Genomic DNA, 24,918 nt, shown 5'->3' with positions numbered 1-24,918 from the left:
CGTTCTCTTTTTATTGACCCTCATAGCTTAATAAAATAAAACATCAAGCCACCGCCATCATATTTCCACCGGTGAATAACATTATTATTACTGGTGTTTATTACATATCTTCCCGACTCAGCAGATAAAACCAAAAAACCTTAAAATACAATGCGATATAAAAACACCCGTACTCAAACAACCTTTAATTAGTATCTACCTGAATTATCACCATATGTTTTTAATATGTAGAAGTTGCAGAATACTTTCTTTGTGACTATATCATCTAATACGAAAGAACTATCTGACCACAGGGCCTGGATTAATTTTATATAAGCAGCTGACATCATTACGACCTAACCAATGAAATTACATGTGTAAATTCATCTTCATGATGAACGGGGCACCTGTCTGCTCATTATTCCCAGCGCGCCGTTGCGAATTAATACTCCCGGCCAGCCATCAGGAGTGAACATATGCGTCTACTCGCCGTTGTATCAAAATTGACTGGTGTCTCCACAAATATTGAAGCCTCTGAAGTTACGCTCAGTGCACCGTCTGTCGTGAAGCTGTCCGTTCAACGTGAGGACATCAGTCAACTGACTCGTATTAATCAGGATCTGGTTATCACACTCCGCTCAGGCGAAACCATCACGATTAGAAATTTTTACGTCGCAAACGGTAATGACAAAAGCCAGCTCGTTCTCGAAGATAACAACGGCGCACTGTGGTGGGTTCAGGATACCGATGGCGCATTCCACTTTCAGCACATTGATGACCTGACACCGCTGATGACAGCGGAAGGCAGTCATGAAGGCGGAGCTGTCTGGCCCTGGGTTCTCGGCGGCGTCGCGGTTGCGGGGGGCATCGCCCTCGCTGCAGGCGGTGGTGGAGGTGGTGGTGGCGGTGGTGGTGGCGGTGATAGCGGGAATAACGCTGGCAACGGAAATGGCAACGGCGGTAATGGTAGCGGAAACAGTAATAACGGTAATGGTGACAGCGATGGTGATGGCGGTGCGCCGCCGACAACGACGCCAGCAACACCAGATGTGCCCGTTATTACCAGCGTAACAGATGATCAGGAGCTTATTACTGGCATCGTAAATCAGCAGGAATCCACCAACGATAGTACCCCTACTCTTCAGGGAACCGGCCCCGCGAACACTACTTTGCATATTTTCGACAACGGCACTGAAATTGGCCAGGTCACTATTGATGCCAATGGTAACTGGACATTTACGCCTTCATCTCCTCTCGCGGATGGTACTCACGAGTTCACGGTCAGCGCATCGAACAATGCGGGCAGCAGTGAAATGTCTGAAGTCTGGGAGATTATCATCGACACCGTCTCCCCTGATGCGCCAGTAGTCAGCCAGGTAACCGACGATGCAGATTCCATTACCGGACCTGTCAACAATAACGCCGTGACTAACGACGACACGCCAACCCTCTCCGGTACCGGTGAAGCCGGCAACTTCATCAGCATTTCTGATAATGGCATCCTGATTGGCATGACCCAGGTTGATGAGAATGGCAACTGGACTTTTACGCCGGATATACCGCTGAGCGAGGGCATCCACAATCTGACGGTCACGCAAACCGACGCTGCAGGTAACGTGAGTACAGAAACCTCCGTACCAACATTTACCGTCGATATCACCCCACCGTTAGCCGCAACAATTTCCGGTATTAATCCTGAAGGTACAACGGTAACCGGCAACGCGGAAGCCGGTAGCAAAGTCATGATTATTGGCAGCAATAACCAGTTGCTCGGCTCAGCCATCGTCGAGCCAGGCGGCAATTTCTCTATTAATATTTCACCATCGCAGACACATGGCGAATCACTTACAGTCAGGATTCAGGACGAAGCGGGCAACGTTGGTCCGGAGACGCAATTCAACGCTCAGAACTCTGGCTATCCGGGTGTACCGGTTATCGTCAGCGTGATGGATGACGTCGCACCGTCTACCGGAACCTTGAGCAACAATCAGGCTACTAACGACGCTACACCTACCCTTTCTGGAACCGCAGAAGCCAACAGTACAGTTAAAATTTATAACAACGGTACGCTTATCGACAATGTGCTTGCAGACGGTAGCGGCAACTGGAGTTGGACGTCCGACATGCAGTTGCCAGATGGTCCGTACGCTTTCACTGTCACCGCGACTAACCAGTCGGGTACAGGGGGAATGTCGCCAGCATTCAACATAAATATCGACACTCAGCCACCATCACCTCCGGATGATCTGAACGTATCAACTGATGGATCCGTCGTCACAGGAACGGCCGAGCCAGGCAATACTGTGGTTATTACCGATGGCAACAGTAATCAGATAGGTAGTGGCGTCGCCGGACCGGATGGTTCTTTTACCATTACGATTACCCCGCCGCAGACCAATGGCGAAACGCTAACGGCCATCGCAACCGATCCGGCAGGAAACCCGAGCCAGCCAGAAACCGCGCTTGCACCGGATACTACCGCCCCACTGCCGCCTGGCAATTTGCTGATCACTCCTACTGGCGACCAGGTCTCCGGCACGGCAGAGCCCAACAGTACAGTGCATATACTGAATCCGGCCGGCGACATCATTGGTACAGCAACAGCCGGCGTTAACGGGGAGTTTACCGCTACGCTGGTTCCGCCACAGATTAACGGAGAGAAGCTTGCCGCTAACGCCACTGATGCGGCTGGCAACACAGGTGAAAATGCTAATGTCACCGCGCCGGACACCACGGCGCCTGATGCACCAACAGGCGTAACCGTCGCCGGGGATGGTGGTTCGGTGAGTGGTCACGCTGAGGCGGGTAGCACCATCACCATCAAAAACAGCAATGGCATTGCTATTGGCACTGGCCAGGCAGACAGCGGGGGGAATTTCACCGTGCCGATCTCGCCGTCACAAATCAACGGTGAAACGGTAAAAGCCACCGCAACGGACAACACAGGAAACGAGAGCCAGCCGACCACTGCGCTTGCCCCGGACCTCACTGCGCCAGACCAGCCCGTTATCATTGCCGTCATAGACAATGTTGCCGAGATCGTCGGCAACATCGATAACAATACGCTCACTAACGACGACAAACCGGAAATCAAGGGCACCGCCGAGGCCGGTTCTCAGGTCAAAATATATGATAATGGCGTACTGCTGACGACCGTTACCGCCGATATCAACGGTAACTGGAACTACACACCAACCACCTCACTGGGTCAGGGTGCGCACGTATTTACAGTGACGGCGACGGATGCAGCCAACAACACCAGCAGCGCCGCAAGCTGGAAAATTATTGTTGATAGTGTTGCTCCAACCGTACCGGTCATTACCCTGATAAGCGACGATGTCGGCACTATCACCGGTAACATCGCGAATAACGGCTGGGTGACCAATGACAGTACACCCACCATCTCTGGGACCGGTGAGCCTGGCTCTCTGGTGACGCTGTATGATGGCAGCCTGCTGATGACAGTGATACTTATCGATAAATCAGGTACCTGGAGCTATACCGTACCAGCGGACAAAGCGCTCAGCGACCGCGATCACCATTTTAAGGTGACAGCCACAGATGCAGCCGGTAACGTCGTCACCTCACAAACCATCGTCACTGTTACCGTTGATACTCAGGCCCCTGGAGCCCCCACTATTTCGACCGCCACAGACGACGTCGGAAATGCGCCAGTCGATCTGCCTTCCGGTAGCCGTTCAAACGATAACCTGCCGCTACTGAAAGGCACCGGAATAGTTGGATCCACCATCACTATTTACGATGGTGCTACCCCTATTGGAACGGCGACAGTCATCACGGGAGGGGGCTGGAGTTTCCAGGTTAGCCAGCCTCTCAGTGAAGGCCCACACAATCTGTCTGCTATCGCGACAGACACAGCGGGCAATGCCAGTAACGCCGGAAATTTCACGCTGACTATTGATACCACACCACCCGCAGCACCCGTCATCACTTCTGCGGAAGGCCTGATTGGCAGTGATACGAAAACGTTGAGTAACGGGGGCAGCACGAAGAGTACCGAGCCAAAACTGTCTGGAACCGGTGAGGCTGGTGCGACAATTACTATTTTTGATAATAGCGGTCCCATTGGCACCGCCCTCGTGAAGCCCGATGGAACCTGGACATTTACGCCTCCCACTCCCCTGTCGGATGGCCCACACAAATTCACCGCAACGGCTACCGACATTGCGGGCAACACGGGGATCCCGTCAGCAGGCTTTACTCTGACGGTGGATAATCAGCCGCCGGTGAGGCCCGCTCCACCGACGATGACTGATGATACCAACCCGATAACCGGAATTATCACCAACGGTACCACTAACGATACCACGCCAACCTTTAGCGGGACGGGGAGTGCCGGGGATCGTATTTCCATTTTCCTTAATGGCAATACTATACCGCTGGGTGAAGCGACGGTCGGTGCAGATGGCAGCTGGAGTTATACGCCAACCACCCCAGTCGCTCAGGGTAATTACCAGGTGACTATCACGGCAACCGATCCGGCAGGAAATGTCAGCTTACCATCGGATCCTGTCCTACTGACCATCGATACAACACCGCCTGCACCTCCGGTGATTATCGCCGCCAGTGATGACGTCGGTAACGTCAAAGGCGATATCGACCCCAATGCCGTGACCGATGACACGACACCGACCATTCGCGGAACCGGTACTACCGGAGACACCATCACCCTGTATAACGGCAGCACGGTTATCGGCACCACTACTGTCGTTAACGGCGAATGGAGCATCACTCCCGGAATGGCGCTGGCAAACGGAAACTATACCCTGAACGCCATCGCAACCGATGTGGCTGGTAACGCCAGCGGCAGCTCAAACAGCATCTCGTTTACGGTAAACAACACAACATTGACCTCGCCACTGGTAACAGATATTCAGGATAACGCCGGCTTTATTACGGGTTCGCTTGGTAACGGAAGCGTCACGGATGATACGACCCCCACCATTAGCGGAACCGGCACTCCCGGCAGCACCGTATTAATTTATGATGGCAGTAATCCTGTCGCTATTGCTACGGCAACTGTTGGCGCGAATGGGAACTGGAGTGTTGAAGTTACTCTCTCCGCTAACGCCTCTCACACACTGACTTTCGGCGCAAAGGATGCCGCAGGTAACGTGCTACCAGCAGGGAACGCTGTCACCTTAACTGTCGACACTCTGGCACCCGACGCACCTACAGTCACCAGCGTAGATCCAAACGGTACGCTGGTTATCGGTAAAGCCGAAGCGGGCAGTACCGTTATCATTCGAAGCGGTACTACGGTTCTCGGCCAGGGGATCGCAGACGGTTCCGGAAATTATTCCGTCACCCTGTCACCGGCGCAAACAACAGGTCAGGCATTGAACGTCATCGCCCAGGATCCCGCGGGTAATCAGAGCGATCCAACCTCTTTTGCAGCCGCCACTTCCAGTGTACCGCACCCGCCAACTCTTGAAATCGTGGATGATATCGCTCCCGGCGTTGGCGTCATTGGTAACGGTAAAACCACCAACGATACCCAACCGCTACTGCAAGGAAACGCGACTGCTGGCGCAACGGTCAATATATTTCAAAATGGGATCCTGCTGACCACAGTGACTGCCGATGCCATTTCTGGCGCATGGAGTTATCAACTGCCTACAATCCTGGCGGAAGGTACAACCTATAATTTTACTGTGTCACAAACTGTTGGCGGTACTGACAGCGGTCTGTCACCCAACTACGCCATCACCATCGACAGCACCGCCCCGCTGGCGCCGACCATCACCAGCATCATAGACGACATCTCACCGGGCGCAGGATCGTTAGATAAGGGGCAAATGACTAACGACTCGCGCCCAACCTTAAACGGAACCGGTGAAGCTGGCGCCACTATCACCCTCTATGATAAAGGTGTTGCGATTGCCACAACCACGGTAAACAGCAGCGGATTCTGGAGCTTTACCCCGACAAACGCGCTGGGAGAAGGCGAGCATATTTTTACCGTGCGCGCGACTGACGTAGCAGGCAATGAGGGAGATGAGTCTACGGACTTCCGGATTATTGTTGATACTTTGATCCCGGACGCCCCATCCATTGTGACGGTGACGGACGATGTTGGCACTCCCCAAACGCTTACATCAGGACAGTCAACCAACGATAGTACGCCAACGCTCAACGGCGTTACCGAGCCTTATTCCATTGTCACTATTCGCGATAATGGCGCGGTAATTGGCACTGCCACCAGCGACGAAAACGGCAACTGGAACTTTACGCCGCCATCTTCACTCAGCGAAGGCAGTCATTCGTTGACCGCAACCGTCACGGATGGTGCTGGTAATATCAGCCCGGCGACGCCACCGTTCGTCCTGATTGTCGACACACTACCACCCGCCGCGCCGCTTATTACCTCAGTAATTGACGATCAACCCGGCAGCACATCGCTGACAAACGGGCAACTGACCAATGACGCGCAGCCTACGCTGAACGGTACAGGGGAAGTTGGCTCCACCATCACGATCCGCGATAAAGGCGTTGATATCGGCACGGCCCTGGTCGATGAGTCAGGTAACTGGAGCTTCACACCGGATAACGCGCTGAGTCAGGGGCAGCATGTATTTACCACCGTTGCTACTGACAAGGCGGGTAATACAGGCGGTTCCTCCTCGTCCTTCACCCTCGAACTGGATTCCCTTGCCCCGCAGGCACCGGTCATCAGTACAGTGCAGGATAATACGGCTCCCACAACAGGCCCGATTAATAATGGTCAGACAACGAACGAAACCCGCCCGGCATTGAGCGGTACTGGCGAAATTGGCGCAACTATTACTGTCCTGAGTGACGGTCAGCCAATCGGCACCACCACCGTAGGCGCTGGTGGGACCTGGAGTTTTACCCCCACAACAGCGCTGGGCAATGGTACGCATACGCTGACCGTAACCGCCACCGACAGCGCAGGCAACACCAGCCCTGCATCTAACGGTTTTGTGCTCACGGTTGATACCGTATCGCCAACCACGCCCGCCATCACTCAGGTCGTCGATGACGTCGGCCCGATAACCGGTATTCTGAGCAACGGCCTGGCCACAAACGATGCACTCCCCACACTTAGCGGCACCGCCGAGGCCAATTCAACGGTCAAAATTTACGATAACGGATCGCTTATCGGTACGGTTTCGGCAGACGGGAATGGAGTCTGGAATTTCACCCCCGGGACCGCACTTGGTAACGGCAATCACACACTGACCGTGACGTCAACGGATGCCGCCGGAAACGTCAGCCCCTCGTCGGCCGGGTTTGGTATCATCGTTGATACCGTCCCCCCTCTTGCGCCCACGATTATTGAAGCTTTCGATGACGTGCAGCCAGGAACCGGTACGCTGTCGAGCGGTGCGTTTACTAATGACACTCGTCCTGTTCTGAGCGGTTCAGCAGAGGCCAGTGCGCGAGTCGCCATTTACGACAATGGCACACTGCTGTTTACGGTAACAGCGGCAATAGATGGCACCTGGGAATATCTGCCAGCTACCCTGAGTAATGGCCAGCACGTATTTACCGCCATCGCCACCGACGCCGCCGGAAACGTCAGCTCTGCCTCCGCCGGGTTTATTATCAATGTCGACACGGTCCCGCCTTCAATACCACAGCTAATCACGGTGGTGGATGATGTTGCAGGCGGTGCGTTTAATGTGGCGCTGAGCAACGGGCAACTGACTAATGATGCCCGTCCAACGCTAAACGGCACCGCCGAAGCGGGCAGCACCGTTAGTATCTATGACGGTGGTACACTGCTCGGCACCGCGCTCGTGCAAAGCAATAACAGCTGGTCGTTTACGCCAGGCACACCGCTTGCTAACGGTTCACATACCTTCACTGTGACCGCCACCGATGCCGCGGGAAATATCAGCGGCGCGACAGCCGGGTTTACCGTTATCGTGGACATTACTGCTCCGGCGCAACCATCAATTAGCAGCATTATTGATGATGTGGGACCAAACACAGGGGTAATTGGCAACAACCAGGTCACCAATGACGCGCGCCCGACATTAAACGGCACCACGGAAGCCAATGCCCGGGTCGATATTTATGACAACGGCAACTTTGTCATCAGCGTGACGGCAGACGGAAACGGCAACTGGAGTTACACCCCACCCACAGCGCTGACTCAGGGTGCGCATGCCTTTACTATCACGGCAACGGATACCGCAGGAAATACCAGCGGGACATCGTCTGCCGCCGCGATAGTGGTCGATACCCTCGCTCCGGGCATTCCTACCGGACTGGTGATTAACGCCAACGGCACCACGTTAACAGGTGTTGCTGAAGCAAATAGTACAGTAATCATCACCTCAAGTAGCGGAACCGTACTCGGCACCGCAACGACCAATGCATCCGGCAACTTTACTTTCATCCTTAACCCACCGCAGATCAGTGGGCAAACGCTGCTGGTTAGCGCACAGGATGCGGCAGGCAACATGGGTTCGCCAGGTAGCGCGCTGGCTCCGTTTACTGGCGTGCCACCTGCTCCTGTTATTTCCAGCGTATTTGATGATATAGGTACGATAACTGGCGCAGTCGCCGCCGGGAAAACCACCAATGATACCCGCCCGACGCTTAGCGGAACGGCGCAGGCTAACGCCGTCGTCAGCCTCTACAATAATGGGGTATTGATGGGCACAACGACTGCTGACGGTAACGGACTCTGGAGCTTTACCCCTGGCAGTGCACTCAGCGAAGGCAACCACGCATTTACCGCCAGTGCGGCAAATGCCAACGGTTCAGGCGGTTTATCCGGCGCATTCAGCGTCATCGTGGATACCACGCCACCGCCAGCACCAACGGTCCTGATCAGTGCCGATGGCGGAACCATCAGTGGTATCGCCGAAGCGGGAAGCACCGTCACCATCTCCCTGCCTGGTGGTGGCAGCGTAACGGCTATCGCCAACAGCAGCGGTGTATACAGCGTAACTCTGCCGGTTCGCCAGATTGAGGGCCAGTCGTTGTCCGCCACCGCAACCGATGCGGCTGGCAACACCTCATCACCGACAAGCGTTATCGCCCCGGTATTGCCGCTGTTGGCCGAAGATAACGTCACCCGGCTGGCATTACAAACCGATGTCACCATCACCAATGAGCACAAAAGCGATTATGGTTTTCTGTTGGTGGATGCACTGGGAACAGTGGCTAACGTGCTGGGGAACAACACGGCCGCCGTCAATTTCAGCATCCAGTCTGGTGGCAGTGGTTCCGTCACCATCAACGCTGCCGCAACCGGCATTGTGCTGTCACTGCTGAGCACCATGGAGATCGTTATCCAGCGCTTTGACACCGCGCTCAACGCCTGGGTTACGGTAGTCGATACCTCAAAACCCCAGTTTGCCGATCTGCTAACGCTCGGTGCTTCAGGAGTGACGCTCAACTATGATGGATTGACAGGCGGGGATTACCGCGTAGTCAGCTACAACACCAGCCTGCTGGCTACCGGTGCCTATACCAGTCTGGATGTTGCGGTGGTGAAAACCAGCGCCGGAAACATCACCGGTGGCTTGACGGAATCCGGCAACATCATCACAGATACCGACCCCACCAACGGACAGGATAACGCCCCTTCCGGTACCCGGGTGACCTCGATTACCGATGGCAACGGGAATCTGGTGAACATCCCCGCGGGTGGAGCTGATATTCAGGGTAAATACGGCATCCTGCATATTAACCAGGACGGTAGCTATACCTACACTCTCACCAACACTTCGGCATCGGTCTATGGGCGTTCCGAAAGCTTCACCTATACGCTGACTCACGGTAATGATCACTCTTCGGCAAAATTAGTGGTCACACTAGGTCAAAACCCTGCAACCAGCACCGTAACGGCTGCGGATGATGTAGCTTCACTGACCTACGGAACGGAAGTCAGCGCAGTCGACCATGGACCGTCAAAACAAACCGGCTTCACACTCGCGAATATCGGCCTGGGTAATGTTCTGGACGTCAGTCTGGTAAACGGCCTGACCAACCCGATCAAATTCAACGTTGATGACGGCGCCACCCGCACGCTGACGATTCAGGCTGATGTTCTCGGCGTTACGCTTGGCGGTTTTGATCTCTACGTCTACCGTTTCAATGAGACAATCCAGCAGTATGAGCAATATCGGGTACAACCAAACTGGGTCACCGCGCTGTTAGGCGGCAGCTCTACGGCATATACCATCACGCTGCCTGGTGGCGACTATTTGTTCCTGCTTAACGCCTCAGGCGGCCTGACCCTGCTGACAAGCTATACCCTGAATATTCAGGCGGATCACACCTACGCAGTAGACAGTCTGAGCGCCTCAACCAACGGCAACATTCTGGCTAATGACTCGGCTCCGGCCAATACGGTCATCACTGAAGTGAACGGCGTCACGGTCAATGCCACGGGCACCACGCGCATTGACGGGCAGTACGGTACGCTGATAATCGATGCGAAAGGCAATTACACCTACACGCTGAAAAGTGGATTGGGCGCAGACAGCATCAATACGCCGGATAGCTTTGTCTATACGGTAAAAGCACCAAACGGCGATACCGGCAGCGCGTCGCTGAACATCAAGGCGACGCCACAGGCGCTGGATGCCGTAAATGACATCAGCAGCCAGATGGCGGTCACCACACTGCAGGACACCTCTCAGCCGTTTACTGATACCAGCGTAGGGAATGCCAGTTGGAACACTTTGCTGGTGCCAAGCTCGAAAAGCGGCACTGGCACCATCGAGGTGGCAGCGGGTACAGCGGTGCAGAACGTCGTGCTGCACTTTAACGTGGCATCCGGGCTAACGCTTGGCGGGCTGAATGTCGTCTGGGCGTTGTACGACAGCAAAGGCGTTAAGGTGGCCGGGGATTCATTCAACGGTGGGTTGTTGCTCGGCGGCAACATTGATATCGCCCTGAACGGACTCGTGCTGCACGCAGGGAACTATCGTCTGGACTATACCGGTAGCGTCGGTGCACTGGGTGTGGGTTCCATTACCATCACGCCAAGTGTCAAAGGCTCGGTAGTCGACCTCGATAACTTCGAAACTTCCGGCGTGAATAACGTCACAGGCAATATCTATGACGGGGACCATATTGCCAGCGTGCATACCCTGCTGACGGTGAATGGCGCAGGCGGCAGCACCGCTACGCTGGATCCGCTGGGAAGCAGTACCGCCAGCGCTACCATCAATGGATTGTACGGCAAACTGACCATCGGGATTGACGGCCATTACACCTATACCCTCAACAATGATGTCTCTCTTGCGACGATCACCAACAAAGAGACATTTACCTACACCCTGAACGACCAGAAAGGCCATACCGATACTGCCACGCTGACCATCGACATGAATCCGCAGGTCGTGAGCACCGCCGATGCCGATCGTCTTATCGGCAGCGCATATGGCGATACGCTGATTTATCACCTGCTCAGCGCCAACGATGCGACCGGTGGCAACGGAACAACGGACACATGGACTAATTTCTCACTGGCGCAGGGAGACAAAATCGATATCGGCGACCTGCTGGTCGGCTGGAACGGGCAAAACGCCACGCTCGGCAATTATCTCTCCGTTTCCACCAATGGTAACAACACGGTGGTTTCTATCGACCGCGACGGTACGGGCGCAACGTATCACTCGACTAATCTCATTACTCTGGAGAACGTACACACCACGCTCGACGAGCTGATCCAACAAAACCACATTGTGACCTGAAATCAGTACCGTAACGCCATAACTACAGCCCCGGATGCCATGACGTCCGGGGCAATAACAGTCGTCACAGCCGTATTTTGAAAGGGATAAACTATGAGACGTGTCGCCCCTGTCGCTTTACTGCTGGCATTAACGCTCTGTTCCTTATGGGTTAATGCCGAAGATGAACCTCAAGTTATTACGCCGGAAGGGCTGGCCACCAGCCAGATGCTTCCCTCTCTCGATGGTTCCATGGCCGAACTACCGCTTAGCGCCGCCGCGCCCGGCAATCTGACGCTTAGCGATGCGGTAAGCCGCGCTGTAAGCTGGCACCCCTCTATTCGTGAATCCATCGGTAAACTGCTCTCACAGAATGAGCAGATCGACGTGGCGAAATCGAAATATTATCCGCAGGTCACTGCCGGAATGAACAACGGATACAGCAATACCTATAACGATCACGGTTTCAGCCCGTCACTGGTGATCTCGGTATCACAAATGCTGTACGACTTCGGCAAAGTAGCAAGCCAGGTCCGGGCTGAAACCGCCGGGGCCGCTCAACAACAGGCAAACGTATTACTCAGCATTGATACCGTCGCCCACGCCACCGCAAACGCCATTGTCCAGGTTCAGGCGTGGCAGCAAATGGTCGATGCCGCCGAAGAGCAGCTCGTTGCCCTGAACGGCATTGGCAGGCTGACCCGGGAACGCAATAATGAAGGGGCGACGTCGCAGTCAGACGTGGTACAAACTGACGCGCGTATTGAGTCTGCTCGCTCACAGCTGGCGCAGTATCAGGCTAACCTAGACAGCAGCAAGGCGACGCTGATGAGTTTTCTCGGCTGGAACTCACTCAACGGCATCAGCAATGAGTTCCCGGTCAAACTGGACAGCAGTTGTGATGTGGCAAAACCGGATGACCGGCTGGTTCCAGCCGTACTCGCGGCATGGGCACAGGCAAACATCGCACAGGCAAACCTGGACTACGCCAATGCGCAAATGACACCGACCTTCTCTCTGGAGCCCTCTGTTCAGCATTACCTTAATGACAAGTATCCCAGCCATGAAGTACTCGACAAAACACAGTACTCAACGTGGGTAAAAGTTGAAATGCCGCTGTATCAGGGCGGCGGCCTCACAGCCCGGCGCAACGCCGCCAGCCATGCGGTCGAGTCCGCACAATATTCCATCCAGCGCACCCGACTCGACGTACGTCAGAAATTACTGGAGTCCCGTAGCCAGGCGATGAGTCTCGCCAGCGCCCTGCAAATTCTGCGCCGCCAGCATCAGCTGAGCGAACGTACGCGCGAACTTTATCAGCAGCAGTATCTCGACCTCGGTTCACGTCCGCTGCTCGACGTACTGAATGCAGAACAGGAAGTGTATCAGGCCCGTTTTGCCGAGCTACAGACCCAAAGTCAGCTTCGTCAGCTTCAACTGAACTGCCTCTACAACACCGGATCGCTACGTCAGGCGTTCGCCTTAAATAACCGCAGCATCCAGTCGGTGGAGATACAGCTATGAGCCAGGTCGACCCGCATACCGAAGATGTCATTGGAGAACCGACTCTCAGCCAATGGGCGCAGGCGATGACCCACATTGCCGGCCACTACCGCGTGACCTGTTCACCCGGTGCAATTCAGGCCAACGCCCCGTGGTTTGCTGGTAAAAACAGGTCTCTCGCCCTGACGCAACTGGCCCGACAGGCGGGGTTGTCATTTCATACACTGGATACCACAAAGCAGGTATTCAGCCAGTGGCGTTTACCAGTGGTGGCTGAACTTCGCGACGGCCAAATTATGGTGATAGAACATTTCAACGGCGAAGATACGCTGGATGTGTTTATCATTGCCGAAGAGGGACAGCGCAATCGGTTGACTGTTACGGAACTGCTGCCGGAAATCCACACCATCACCGCATTGCGCCCATTATCAGCGCTGAAAGACAGTCGGGTAGATCGCTACATTTCGCGCTTTAAGCCTGACTGGATGCGTGAACTGGTGTTAAAGGACATCCGTCCTTACCTGCCGGTAATGATCGCCGCATTTCTGATTAACGTCCTGTCGCTCGCCGGGATTATCTTTTCCATGCAGGTCTATGACCGGGTGATCCCTGCCCAGTCATATCCTACGTTGTATGTTCTCTCAACCGGCGTACTGGTCGCGGTACTGTTTGGCTTTTTACTCCGCGAAGCGCGCACCCATATTATGGATCTGCTCGGTAAACGCGCTGACATGCGGATTTCCGATCGCGTGTTCAGCCATGCCTTGCGGCTGCGCAACAGCGCAGTGCCTCGCTCAACGGGAAGCTTTATTTCCCAGCTACGCGAGCTGGAGCAGGTACGTGAGATGATCACCTCCTCCACCATGTCGACCATTGTTGATCTGCCCTTTTTCTTTCTGTTTATTGTCGTGCTGGCATGCATTGCCCCACCGCTGGCGTGGATAGCTCCTGTCGCCGCCATTCTGATGATCCTGCCGGGATTGCTGTTACAGAAAAAACTGTCGGTGCTCGCCAACCAGGCTGCTCACGAATCCACTCTACGTAACGCCGTGCTGGTCGAGAGCGTACAGGGGCTGGAAGACATCAAACTGATGCAGGCGGAGAACCGCTTTTTGCAGCAGTGGAACAGCTACATCCGCATTACCGGAGAGTCCGGTCTGCGCACCCGCAAGCTGACACAGGGACTGATTGGCTGGGGAATGTCGGTACAAAGTCTGGTCTACGCGGCAATCATTATGTTCGGTGCACCGATGGTCATTGAAGGTACGATGACCACCGGGGCCGTGGTGGCGGCCTCCATGCTCGGCTCACGGATGATCGCCCCAATGGCTAACCTGTGCGGCGTGCTGGCACGCTGGCAGCAGGTCAAAGCGGCGAAGATGGGTCTGGACAGCATTATGCAGTTGCCCACTGAAACCCAGCACGATGAAAACCGGGTACATCAGGAGATCTTTCATGGCCACTATCTGTTTGAAAATGCGCATTTTCGCTACCACAGTGAGGACCAGCGCGTACCGCTGCGCATCTCGCGCCTGGAAATCATGCCAGGAGAACGGGTCGCCATCCTCGGACGTAACGGCGCAGGGAAATCCACTCTGCTACAGGCAATGGCAGGCGGCATAGACATTATTCAGGGCGATGTCCGGCTTGATAACCTGAGCCTGGCGCAAATCGATATGGCTGATTTACGCAGAAACATCGGATTTCTCAGCCAAAACGCGCGACTGTTTTTCGGGACGCTGCGCGAGAACCTGACCCTCGGCGCACCACATGCCAGCGATGCGCAGATATTTGACGCACTGGAAGTCAGCGGCGCAGCAGCATTTGTGAAGCAGCTCGCCAAAGGGCTGGCTCACCCTATTATGGAGGGTGGCAACGGTCTCTCCGGCGGGCAACGACAGTCAATTCTGCTGGCAAGAATGCTTCTGAGATCCCCCAATATCGTACTGCTCGACGAGCCAAGCGCATCGCTGGATGAACACACCGAGCGAGAGTTTATTCAACGACTGAACCTGTGGCTGGGCAACCGCACGCTGGTTGTCGCCACCCATCGCGTTCCGGTTCTCGAACTTGTCGAACGCGTGGTGGTGTTAAAAGAAGGTCAACTGGTAATGGATGCCCCGAAAGCACAAGCGCTGAATGCAAGCCGGGCTTCCACACAGACTCACGGTCGGGAGTGGAAAAATGAAAACCAATCCGCATGATGCCGCCATGGACGACCTCGATATCCGCCGCGAACACCGTTTTTCCGGTGCCAGCAGTATTATTCTGCTCAGCACACTGCTGTTTGCGGTATTAGCGATATGGGCGTATTTCGGCAAACTGGATGAAGTTTCCACCGGTAGCGGGAAAGTGATCCCCAGCTCGCGTGAGCAGGTGTTGCAGTCGCTCGACGGCGGTATCCTCGCAGAACTGACAGTGCGCGAAGGAGATAAAGTGCAAGCCAATCAAATTGTGGCTCGTCTCGACCCGACCCGTTCTGAATCAAACGTTGGTGAAAGCGCAGCCCGATTCCGCGCCTCGCTGGCCTCCAGCGCAAGGCTCAATGCCGAAGTCAACGATCTACCGCTGACATTTCCCGACTCGCTAAAAGCCTGGCCGGAGCTTATCGCCACCGAAACCCGCTTGTATAAAAGCCGTCGGGCACAACTTGCCGACTCGATGGTGGAACTGCAGGATGCGCTGGTATCAGTGAATAAAGAGCTGGCGATCACCCAACGACTGGAGAAAAGCGGAGCCGCCAGCCATGTGGAAGTGCTGCGCCTGCAGCGACAAAAAAGCGATTTGGGGCTGAAAATCACTGACCTGCGCTCGCAATATTACGTGCAGGCGCGTGAAGCACTGTCAAAAGCGAACGCAGAAGTGGATATGCTCGCATCTATTTTGAAAGGACGCGAGGATTCTGTTACCCGCCTGACGGTGCGTACCCCCATGCGCGGCATCGTGAAAAACATCCAGGTCACCACCATTGGCGGCGTAATTCCGCCTAACGGCGAAATGATGGAGATCGTGCCAGTGGACGATCACCTGTTGATAGAAACACGCCTGTCACCGCGCGACATCGCATTTATCCATCCCGGCCAGCGGGCGTTGGTGAAGATCACTGCCTATGACTACGCCATTTATGGCGGACTGGAAGGTGTGGTTGAAACCATCTCACCGGATACTATCCAGGACAAAGTAAAACCGGAAATTTTCTACTACCGCGTTTTTATCCGCACCCACCAGGACTATTTGCAGAACAAACTGGGACGTCATTTCTCTATCGTTCCGGGTATGATTGCCACAGTGGATATAAAAACAGGTGAAAAAACCATCGTCGACTATTTAATCAAACCGTTTAACCGCGCAAAAGAAGCGCTGCGCGAGCGGTAAATCGTTGAGGATAAGGGGTTGCAGGGGCTGGTCACGCATGTCACAAGTCTGTTATACTTACTGCAACACATTGGGGCTGATTCTGGATTCGACGGGATTTGCGAAACCCAAGGTGCATGCCGAGGGGCGGTTGGCCTCGTAAAAAGCCGCAAAAAAATAGTCGCAAACGACGAAAACTACGCTTTAGCAGCTTAATAACCTGCTAAGAGCCCTCTCTCCCTAGCTTCCGCTCTTAAGACGGGGATCAAGAGAGGTCAAACCCAAAAGAGATCGCATGGATGTCCTGCCTGGGGCTGAAGTGCTAAAACTAATCAGGCTAGTTCGTTAGTGGCGTGTCTGTCCGCAGCTGGCGTGCGAATGTAAAGACTGACTAAGCATGTAGTACCGAGGATGTAGGAATTTCGGACGCGGGTTCAACTCCCGCCAGCTCCACCAAACATTCATTCATGATGCATCATGAACCTTAAAAAAGCCTGTAACTTCAACGAGTTGCAGGCTTTTTTGTTGCATGTGTGGTCATGATCTCTGTATGAATCTTGACCTTTTGGCACCATGTTTAGCACCACGGTATCGTGGGGCTAAAAAAGCGTGGTGCTAAAACATGCCTAAGCAACTGAAACCCTTAACAAATGTGGAGATCGCTGGCGCGAAGCCCCGTAGCACGGACTATGAGCTACGGGACGGTGAAGGCCTGTACTTGCTGGTTAAGACTTCAGGGAGGAAGGCCTGGCATTTCGAGTATTATCATCCCGTCACCAAAAAGCGCACCAAAACCAGCCTTGGCCCTTACCCGGTCGTTACACTGGCGATGGCTCGCGAAACTCGCACGAAATACAGACGACTGCTCTGGCAGGGCATCGATCCCCGTCAACACTTAGCAGGAATAGCCGAAGAAAAACGCATCCAGAATGAATGCTCGCTGGAAAAAGTTGCGGAACAGTGGCTCAAAGAGAAGAAACGGACCAGCGACCTTAGCGAAGATCACGCCAAAGATGTCTGGCGTTCGCTGGAGATGCACGTCTTCCCTTCTCTGGGTAACACGCCCGTCACTGAGATCCGCCCGAAGATGCTCAAGGAACACCTCACACCGATGGAAGAACAGGGTATCCTCGAAACACTGCGGCGAGTCATCTCACGGCTCAATGAAATCTTCCGCTTCGCCATCTCCGAAGAACTCATCGAGTTCAATCCGGCTGACAACCTGGTCGCCCGCTTCAAGAAACCGAAAAAGCAGAACATGCCCGCCCTCCACCCCAGCGAACTGGGCAGGCTAATGCTGGCGCTACAGAACGCGTCTATCCGTAAAGAAACCCGCTGCCTTATCGAATGGGAGCTACTGACCTGGGTTCGCCCCGGCGAAGCCGTTAGCGCCCGCTGGTGCGACATCGATATGAAAAAAGCGGAATGGCGCATCCCCGACACCTTTATGAAGATGAACCGTTCGCACACGGTGCCGCTCAGCAAACAGGCGCTGCGCGTTCTTCAGGTTATGGAGCCCGTCAGCCGCCATCGTCCATGGGTTTTCCCCAGCATCCGCAAACCACTGGAGCATATGCACCAGCAGACCGCAAACGCCGCGCTTATTCGTATGGGGTTCGGCGGCGAGCTGGTCGCGCACGGCATGCGCAGCATCGCCAGAACGGCAGGAGCAGGCCATTTTCCCCGTGAAGTACTGGAATCGGCATTGGCGCACCAGAAAGAAGATGAGATCGAAGCGGCCTACAACCGCAGCGACTACCTGGAACAAAGGCGACCGCTGATGCAGTGGTGGGGAAACTACGTTGATGCCGCCAGACGGCAGGCGCTGCTCGGTGAAGAAGAACCGCTGCAGATCGTGGAAGGAGAATAATGTGACCAGTCCCATTCGTCAGAATCTGTTTGAACGGGAATGTGATATGCCGCTGCTGGAAGCGCGGCATCTCGCCCTTCTGCTTCTCGGCCTTGATGCATCCCAACCAGCAAATGCCCTGCCGGAAGAACATCAGGAAAATTACCGTATCCTGCACGACGCCATCAGCCGCACCATCAAAGCCACAGGCATGGTCAGCGCCCCGGCTAATAAACGCATGTTCTATGCCGATGAGATGTTCGCGCTGGCCTGGCGGCTTATTGATGATGAACTCACGCCGCCAGAAATTAAGGCCCGCAGCCTGAAGGCGGTGATGAAACTGTCGCGTAATAGCCGTGGCCGCAAGTGGCTGAAGACGCTCGGCGACGATGCGCTGCCGGATCTCGCAGCTTCAACACAACCTTCCCTGCGTGGAATAATACATAAGCGCGATAAGGCTCGAGAAAATACTGCCCGGCTCTGCTGGCTGCTGGTTCAGCTTCTCGTTGAGGAGACTGACGGGCGTTATGGGACGTCTGATAAACCGGCTTCGGATAGGATACTTCGAAAGCTGAGAGCGCTAGCGCAGGAGCGGGAATTGCCGTCAGACGGGCTTGGGCGAGGGACGTTTTATGAGGTATTGGGGATGGGGCGAGGGAAGGAAACTTAAGTGACTATGTTGGCTTTTAGTAAGTCATTAAGACTCATGACTCTGAAAATCGAGGTCTTGTTGTCTACACTAAACCACAAGAGAACATAACTCATATTCCGTTGGTGTACTTCCTCGAACAACTTCCGTTTGATACTGAATGCGGTTCTGATATGTAACCAGTTGCTATACATCACATTTTTAGCACTAAGCACTAGCGAATCTGGGTATAATATATCTCTTTACAGCATTTTAGATGGGTAAATACCTCCTTTTATAGGTGCATTCTAAATGTATGATTTTGAAGATAAAAAAAGATTCGAAGAGGCCGTCAAAGCTGGTCAACGAAATCTCCGAGCTGTAAAGCTACTCAGCAACTGGTGCTCTCACTCTGAATTCATTCGTTCAGGGGGAAGAGGGATGATTGAGGCAGAAACAGGATTACCCATTGGTCACATGGGAGTCCAATGCAAATTTGTTAAGCAAGGTTCAATGCTTAGTTGGTTGCTGGAAGACTCAATTTACAGCTTTTATAAAGAGCACTGTAAGGGCTGTAATCAACGAGTTCCGGTTGGATTTCCCAACATTATAGAGTTTGTTAGTCCGAGAGAAAAAGCTGCCGAAGAGCGAAATTTGGCTCGTAGAGAAGAAGAAAAGCTGAGAAAACAGAAGCAACTCAGCAGGCAACAAGAACGGGCAACATTACGGCTTACACTAACCCTTGAAGAAACGTTTGTACTTGATTTGCTTGACGAACTCGATCAAGAAGATATAGAGAAAGACGATCCTCGCTTGGAACAACTTGCCAATCTTGCTCCCGAAACATTCACAAGGAAAATTATTGAACATCTGCTGCCTGCGGTATTGCATGAGAAATTACCATATTCAACTCCCGCTGCAAAAGCCTTAATAAAAACATCATTATCATCAACGGAAAAACTTTCAATTGCAGTATATTTAGTAAACAACTATCAAGATTCTCAATCTGCTATAGAAGTGATCCTCTTAGAAGCAGAAAAGCTATCTCAAAATGATTTCATAAAGGTCCTCCTACATTTTGTCAGAATGGCTGTCGAATCACCGCCAAGAATGAGGCTTGGGATATCTGAGCGAAGAAATCTTAATAAAAAACCTATCCAGTCACTATTTAAAAAAAGACAAGATGATATTTTCGAAATAGTTGACAAATATATAAAAGATGCTCATACGGGAAAAATTCAAGCTGCAGTTGAAATTATTCTTGCAACGGATAGTGATGAACTACTGTTAAGACATATCAGAAGTATTTTTTCTAAACTGATGCGTAGACGAACTCTACTTCCTAAGGAACGGAGTGATAGCAGTGTCCTTTACTATCTTCGGGAAACAGCTACAAAATGTTTAGACCTATTTCCTGAAGAAACAGATAAAGTAATTCAAGCCTATCTCACCGACAAAGATGATATTGGAAGAAATGAGGCAAACAGAGTTTATAGTTCTGTACTGAGACACAACTACAGAGAAAAACCCGAAATAGGAAAAACACAAAAAATTGCCTTTCGAAGATTACTTTGGGCCGCTGTCGAAAAACCTGAAGAAGGAATGGACGATGCAGGGCAGTTCTTTAGACACTCTTGGGACGATTTTGCTGAGCTTGCTGTCGAGAACTTTGACGATCTGATAGGAGCTGCTGCAACGCTAAGTGAGAAATATGAGCAATTAGATAAAGTAAGAACCGTAGAAATAAAAGAAAATTTTCTTGATCATTTAGAACAAAGTAACAAACGTAATGCTATTGATAGCTTACAAGTTGCACTTATTGAATGGGCCGCAATTGGAGCAAAATCTAAAGGATGCGAAGGAATCGAAGATTTTCTTAATCTATACAGAAGATTGCCAGAAGAACAAACGCAAATGCGTAGTAACATGATTGTTCATGTTTCAAAACTATTGACTGGTATCGAAAGCCTAACGCTAGTGCTTTCCGATTGGTACCGTGCCCTTATGGATGAAAGTACATTAGTTCGAGCCCATGCCGCACAGGCGTGGGAAAACGTTCCCTATGATTTAGTGCAGAATTTCCCAGATTTGTTCTTTGAAGCATACTCAGTTTTGCTATTAGATCAATATGTGATAGTCCATAAATATGCAGTTCGTTCTTTAAGACGTAGATCGTTTCCTGATGAAAAACGACTTCTCGTGAGATCTCAATTATGGAATCTAATTTGTTATTACGCACAATCAGATAAACAAGACGATTTTGTTGTTGAATGTATTGATGTATTTTCATCGCTTTGCTTATCAGAGGAAGAAAGAAAAGGAAACGTTGGACTACTTCTTTCAAGTATCTTATTAAGCCTGAAAGGAAGTGCTCTTTACCATGCTATCAACCGATTACGTTATCATTTTAATAATGTTCCCGGTTTTGTCAAAGTAGCCCTAAAGGCAATCCAGGATGACTATACTCGAAGAATTTCTGTTGATGACTGTATTTCAGTGATTTTAAGAGCGACACATGATGAGCTTCGAAATAGCAAGGAAGACCTTGAAAACGCATTTAACGCTTTGAAACCATTCAAACCGCAACAATTCATTGAAGCTTTAGCGTATGTTGCTGCATTAAGTAAATCTGGTGATAATGCAACCGCAGCTATTTGTTTAAAGGAATTACTAGAAGAAATTCCGAAAGATGACAGGCATATACAATGGAGACTTGAGGCTGCTTTAGTCACAGAAGCTGCCTGCATCGAACATGCTATAGGCGTTTATGAGCCCTATATTAAATTAATTGAAAAATGGAATGGCCTTATGGCTGATTTGGAGAAAGAGAATGCAGAACGAGCCAAACATCGAGATTTTCCACCAAGTTTTTTCCCAGAGAATTGAGATCGCAGCAGCGTTGGATGGAGCTCTCAAGTCAACTCCACATGACTTGGAAAAACTTAAGGAAGCATGTCAAAAGCTTAATGAAACGGTCGAGGAACTCGGTCAAGGTTATAATGAAGATCAGTATCGTGCATATTATACTGCAATGACAATATTTGTATCCTTAGCTGAGTGGAAACATGCTATACGTAATGCTGAGATTGATGCTCAAAGATATTTAAATTCAGCGAAATTAAAAGTATCAGAGATCGATATGACATCAAATTACTCAAACAATGAACAATTTAATGAATTTCTTGAGCAAGTTAAATTTATTAATACATTAGATTCATTGAGTTCGATACAAAACCAGTTGACAAGATGGTCCTTGCCTCTTCTCTTATTTGCAAATCTTCGCGATAAAGATGCTAGGGAGATTCGGCAACTGATATCCAATGAAGGATCCGAACAACATAAAAAACGGGAATCAACAGTGGCATTCCTGAAATTTGATATTGATGGTGAACCAGCTAAACAATGGAACTATCTCAAACCGGGAACGGCATACGATCTTACCATAGAAGTCAGAGTATCAAACTGGCCCAAAAGTGCAAATATACTCTTACTGAAGCCAGTAACAATTGATGTCCGTGAGCGAGGTTGGTTACCCGATTTTCGGTTCGAAAAACCAGAGGGGGATGGACCTTTCACATTGACAGGTATAGGTCGTATAGTCCTAGAAGTGGCAAATTCATTTGGTTCCAGACCCTATGAGTTTCTTTACGCTGCAGAGTTTGATAACTCAAGTAATTGCCGAAATGTTGCAATCATAGGGCACAGGCGCTTACTACTTGAAGGAAGTGATTCTGCTCAACATCCCTTAACGGGGTTTTCAAACGTCGACAGGCATCTTATAAAAATTCGCAACAAGCTAAGAGCCTTTCCAGGATTACATTCAGATGATATTGCCAATGCAATGGTTATACTTGGCGGCTTAGGAAATGTCGCAGCACAATCTCTTAAGGCTAGCTTATTCTCCGCTGGCACATCAGAGCAAAATTTTCAGAGTAAAATCGCTGAAATGCTCAGAAGTAGAAGCGATATTGGTGAATATTTACAGGGCCACCCAGAAGCTGCTGGCGGGATTACAGATCTAACATTCAAAGACATTCCGGTAGAGCTAAAAGTTGAAAATAACAGAGTCCTTTTTCCAAAGGATTTTCAAAAATATTTCGATCAAACAGCAGCCTATGCTATCGGGCTAGGAAAACGCATCGGCATTTTATCTGTACTTGAGTCCTCTTCAAAATTAGCACCTGTTGGAGTGATAGAGGATGACATTGAAGTATTCATACACCCAACAGGCCAAACTCAAATCGCCATAGTTGTAGTAATCATTCGAGGAGGTTTTCCTAAACCAAGTTCCTACTCTAGATAATGACTAGTATCAATCACAGTCAAGTACAACAAAATACAATGAACATGCTTGTATCACTAGAAGCATACAAACCGACCATCTGGAAAATTTGATTCTTTGGTTCTGAATATTGTCTAGATTGTCACTCAAGGTAAACTTTGATTCCGACCTTATAGAGATTTTGTAGCAAAAGTGTACATTAATCATTCTAGTTCGCTTGTCTGAGGCAATTCAGTTTTAGAAGCTAGAGTCAACCATTTTATTCTATGTATAATGTTCGTCTGATGCCCAGTACTGGCTGTGAGTTTTCACTAGCTATTGTACTATGTTCCTAGTCGTATTTTGCCGTCCGTTAACCTAATCCTATCCGGCCAATCTGATTTCAGATCATAAAAAATGTTTTTTTTCATTTAATTACACTAGACATTGTAGAATGTAGCAACAAATAAAACATTCCCGGACTCATTACTTTCTATCCGGACTTACCTTTTTCACCCGGACCTATACCTTCCCTTCCCCGTTCCGCGCTATAACCGCTCCGACACTCTGTTCCCGTGAGGTGCAATCATGAAAACCCGTGCTGACAGTAACGATGCTTTTCCCGAAAGCGGCAATGTGCGTATGCGGCAGGTAGTCCAGTTTCTGGCGATGAGCGAATCGTCGGTTTACCGCCTGATTAAAGACACCGACTTTCCCCGCCCCGTCCACCTCTCTTCCCGACTGGTGGTTTTCGATGCCGCTGAAATCCGTCAGTGGCAACAGCGCCGCGCCGCCATTCGTTAATCCACGCTCAGGGATGAGCCGACTGATACCCCATCATGAAACGCGCCCCCTTCCTCAATAAGCAGTCTCCCGACCGCACGCTCGAAGTGGTGATCCTGGCCGGAAGCCTGGCATGGGAGACCTCACGCGCCTGGCGAAAAGATCCCGACCGGGAAGATGATGTTCCCCCGGTGGTACTCGGCCCGGATGAACTGGCCGATCTGGACAACCTGACCATAATCAGGCCCGACACGCTCTACGTCCGGGTACTCCGCACTGGCGATATCTGCGAAGAGGAGCTGCTAAAAATCGCCGTAAAACTGGCACACGCGGATGTGCAGATGGGCCGGCTGATGACCCCTGACGGTGAGTTGCTGGAGAACTGGACCGGACAGCTTGAACGCCTGCGACAGGAAAGGCCCTCCGACATCCTGCCGGAGCACTTCCGCCTCGATGAAGAGGCGCTGTGGTTTGATAAGCTCACCGAACGCCGGGACGGGGAAAGCGACGTCCAGCCCCAGCGCATCTGTTCCCCTCTGCGGGTCACCGCCATCACCTGCGACACTCATGACGGCAGTTATGGCCGCCTGCTGGAATGGCACACCACCACCGGACAATTGCGGCGCTGGGCTATGCCGATGGCGATGCTCAGCGGCAACGGCGAGGAGCTGCGGCGCATTCTGCTGGAGAACGGCCTGACCTACATCGCCACTCGCCCTGCCCTGCGCAGCCTGCTGTGCGAGTACATCTCACGGTCACTCCCCGGACGCCGGGTCACCTGCGTGGAGAAAACCGGCTGGCACAACGGGGTATACGTGCTCCCGGATGAGGTTATCGGTCCCGGTGGCGACAATGTCATCCTTCAGGGCAGCCACTA

Annotated in this window: 10 protein-coding genes and 1 other RNA gene; all 11 read left to right on the top strand. The window is 51.9% G+C overall.

Annotated elements, in window-relative coordinates:
• Positions 1-455: 455 nt before the first annotated feature.
• A complete protein-coding gene (locus OGX98_RS14115) occupies positions 456-11,684 on the top strand; it encodes a BapA/Bap/LapF family large adhesin (RefSeq protein ID WP_286595436.1) in 11,229 nt (3,742 codons plus the stop codon).
• A 93-nt stretch (positions 11,685-11,777) separates the two neighbouring features.
• On the top strand, positions 11,778-13,187 hold the full coding sequence (locus OGX98_RS14110; RefSeq protein WP_200012284.1) for a TolC family outer membrane protein: 1,410 nt from the start codon (positions 11,778-11,780) through the stop codon (positions 13,185-13,187).
• Positions 13,184-15,370 (top strand): type I secretion system permease/ATPase, encoded by a 2,187-nt coding sequence (locus OGX98_RS14105; RefSeq protein ID WP_286595435.1) that lies wholly within the window; start codon positions 13,184-13,186, stop codon positions 15,368-15,370. Before OGX98_RS14110 ends, OGX98_RS14105 begins: the two co-directional genes overlap by 4 nt.
• 7 nt (positions 15,371-15,377) lie before the next feature.
• Positions 15,378-16,541 carry a beta-barrel domain-containing protein gene (locus OGX98_RS14100; protein WP_136345271.1) on the top strand — a complete coding sequence of 388 codons (1,164 nt, stop codon included), beginning with the start codon at positions 15,378-15,380 and terminating at the stop codon, positions 16,539-16,541.
• Between the two features lie 72 nt (positions 16,542-16,613).
• Positions 16,614-16,976: a transfer-messenger RNA gene (gene ssrA, locus OGX98_RS14095) on the top strand.
• 166 nt (positions 16,977-17,142) lie between these two features.
• Positions 17,143-18,390, top strand: coding sequence for an integrase domain-containing protein (locus OGX98_RS14090; RefSeq protein WP_286595434.1), 1,248 nt, complete (start codon positions 17,143-17,145; stop codon positions 18,388-18,390).
• Position 18,391: 1 nt separating this feature from the next.
• Positions 18,392-19,039: a hypothetical protein gene (locus OGX98_RS14085; RefSeq protein ID WP_286595433.1), complete on the top strand. Its 648-nt coding sequence runs from the start codon at positions 18,392-18,394 to the stop codon at positions 19,037-19,039.
• Between the two features lie 270 nt (positions 19,040-19,309).
• Positions 19,310-21,883, top strand: a complete 2,574-nt coding sequence (locus OGX98_RS14080; RefSeq protein WP_286595432.1) for a hypothetical protein — start codon at positions 19,310-19,312, stop codon at positions 21,881-21,883.
• Positions 21,828-23,300 carry a hypothetical protein gene (locus OGX98_RS14075; protein WP_286595431.1) on the top strand — a complete coding sequence of 491 codons (1,473 nt, stop codon included), beginning with the start codon at positions 21,828-21,830 and terminating at the stop codon, positions 23,298-23,300. The genes OGX98_RS14080 and OGX98_RS14075 overlap by 56 nt, the downstream gene beginning before the upstream one ends.
• 546 nt (positions 23,301-23,846) lie before the next feature.
• On the top strand, positions 23,847-24,062 hold the full coding sequence (locus tag OGX98_RS14070; protein ID WP_047038894.1) for an AlpA family transcriptional regulator: 216 nt from the start codon (positions 23,847-23,849) through the stop codon (positions 24,060-24,062).
• 35 nt (positions 24,063-24,097) lie between these two features.
• Positions 24,098-24,918: DUF927 domain-containing protein (locus tag OGX98_RS14065; RefSeq protein WP_286595430.1), on the top strand; the 821-nt coding region annotated here is incomplete at its 3' end.

The organism is Citrobacter sp. Cm046, assembly GCF_030333065.1.
GTDB lineage: Bacteria > Pseudomonadota > Gammaproteobacteria > Enterobacterales > Enterobacteriaceae > Citrobacter > Citrobacter murliniae.
Note: the sequence above shows the minus strand (reverse complement) of the source record. Positions and strands in the feature narration are given on the sequence as shown.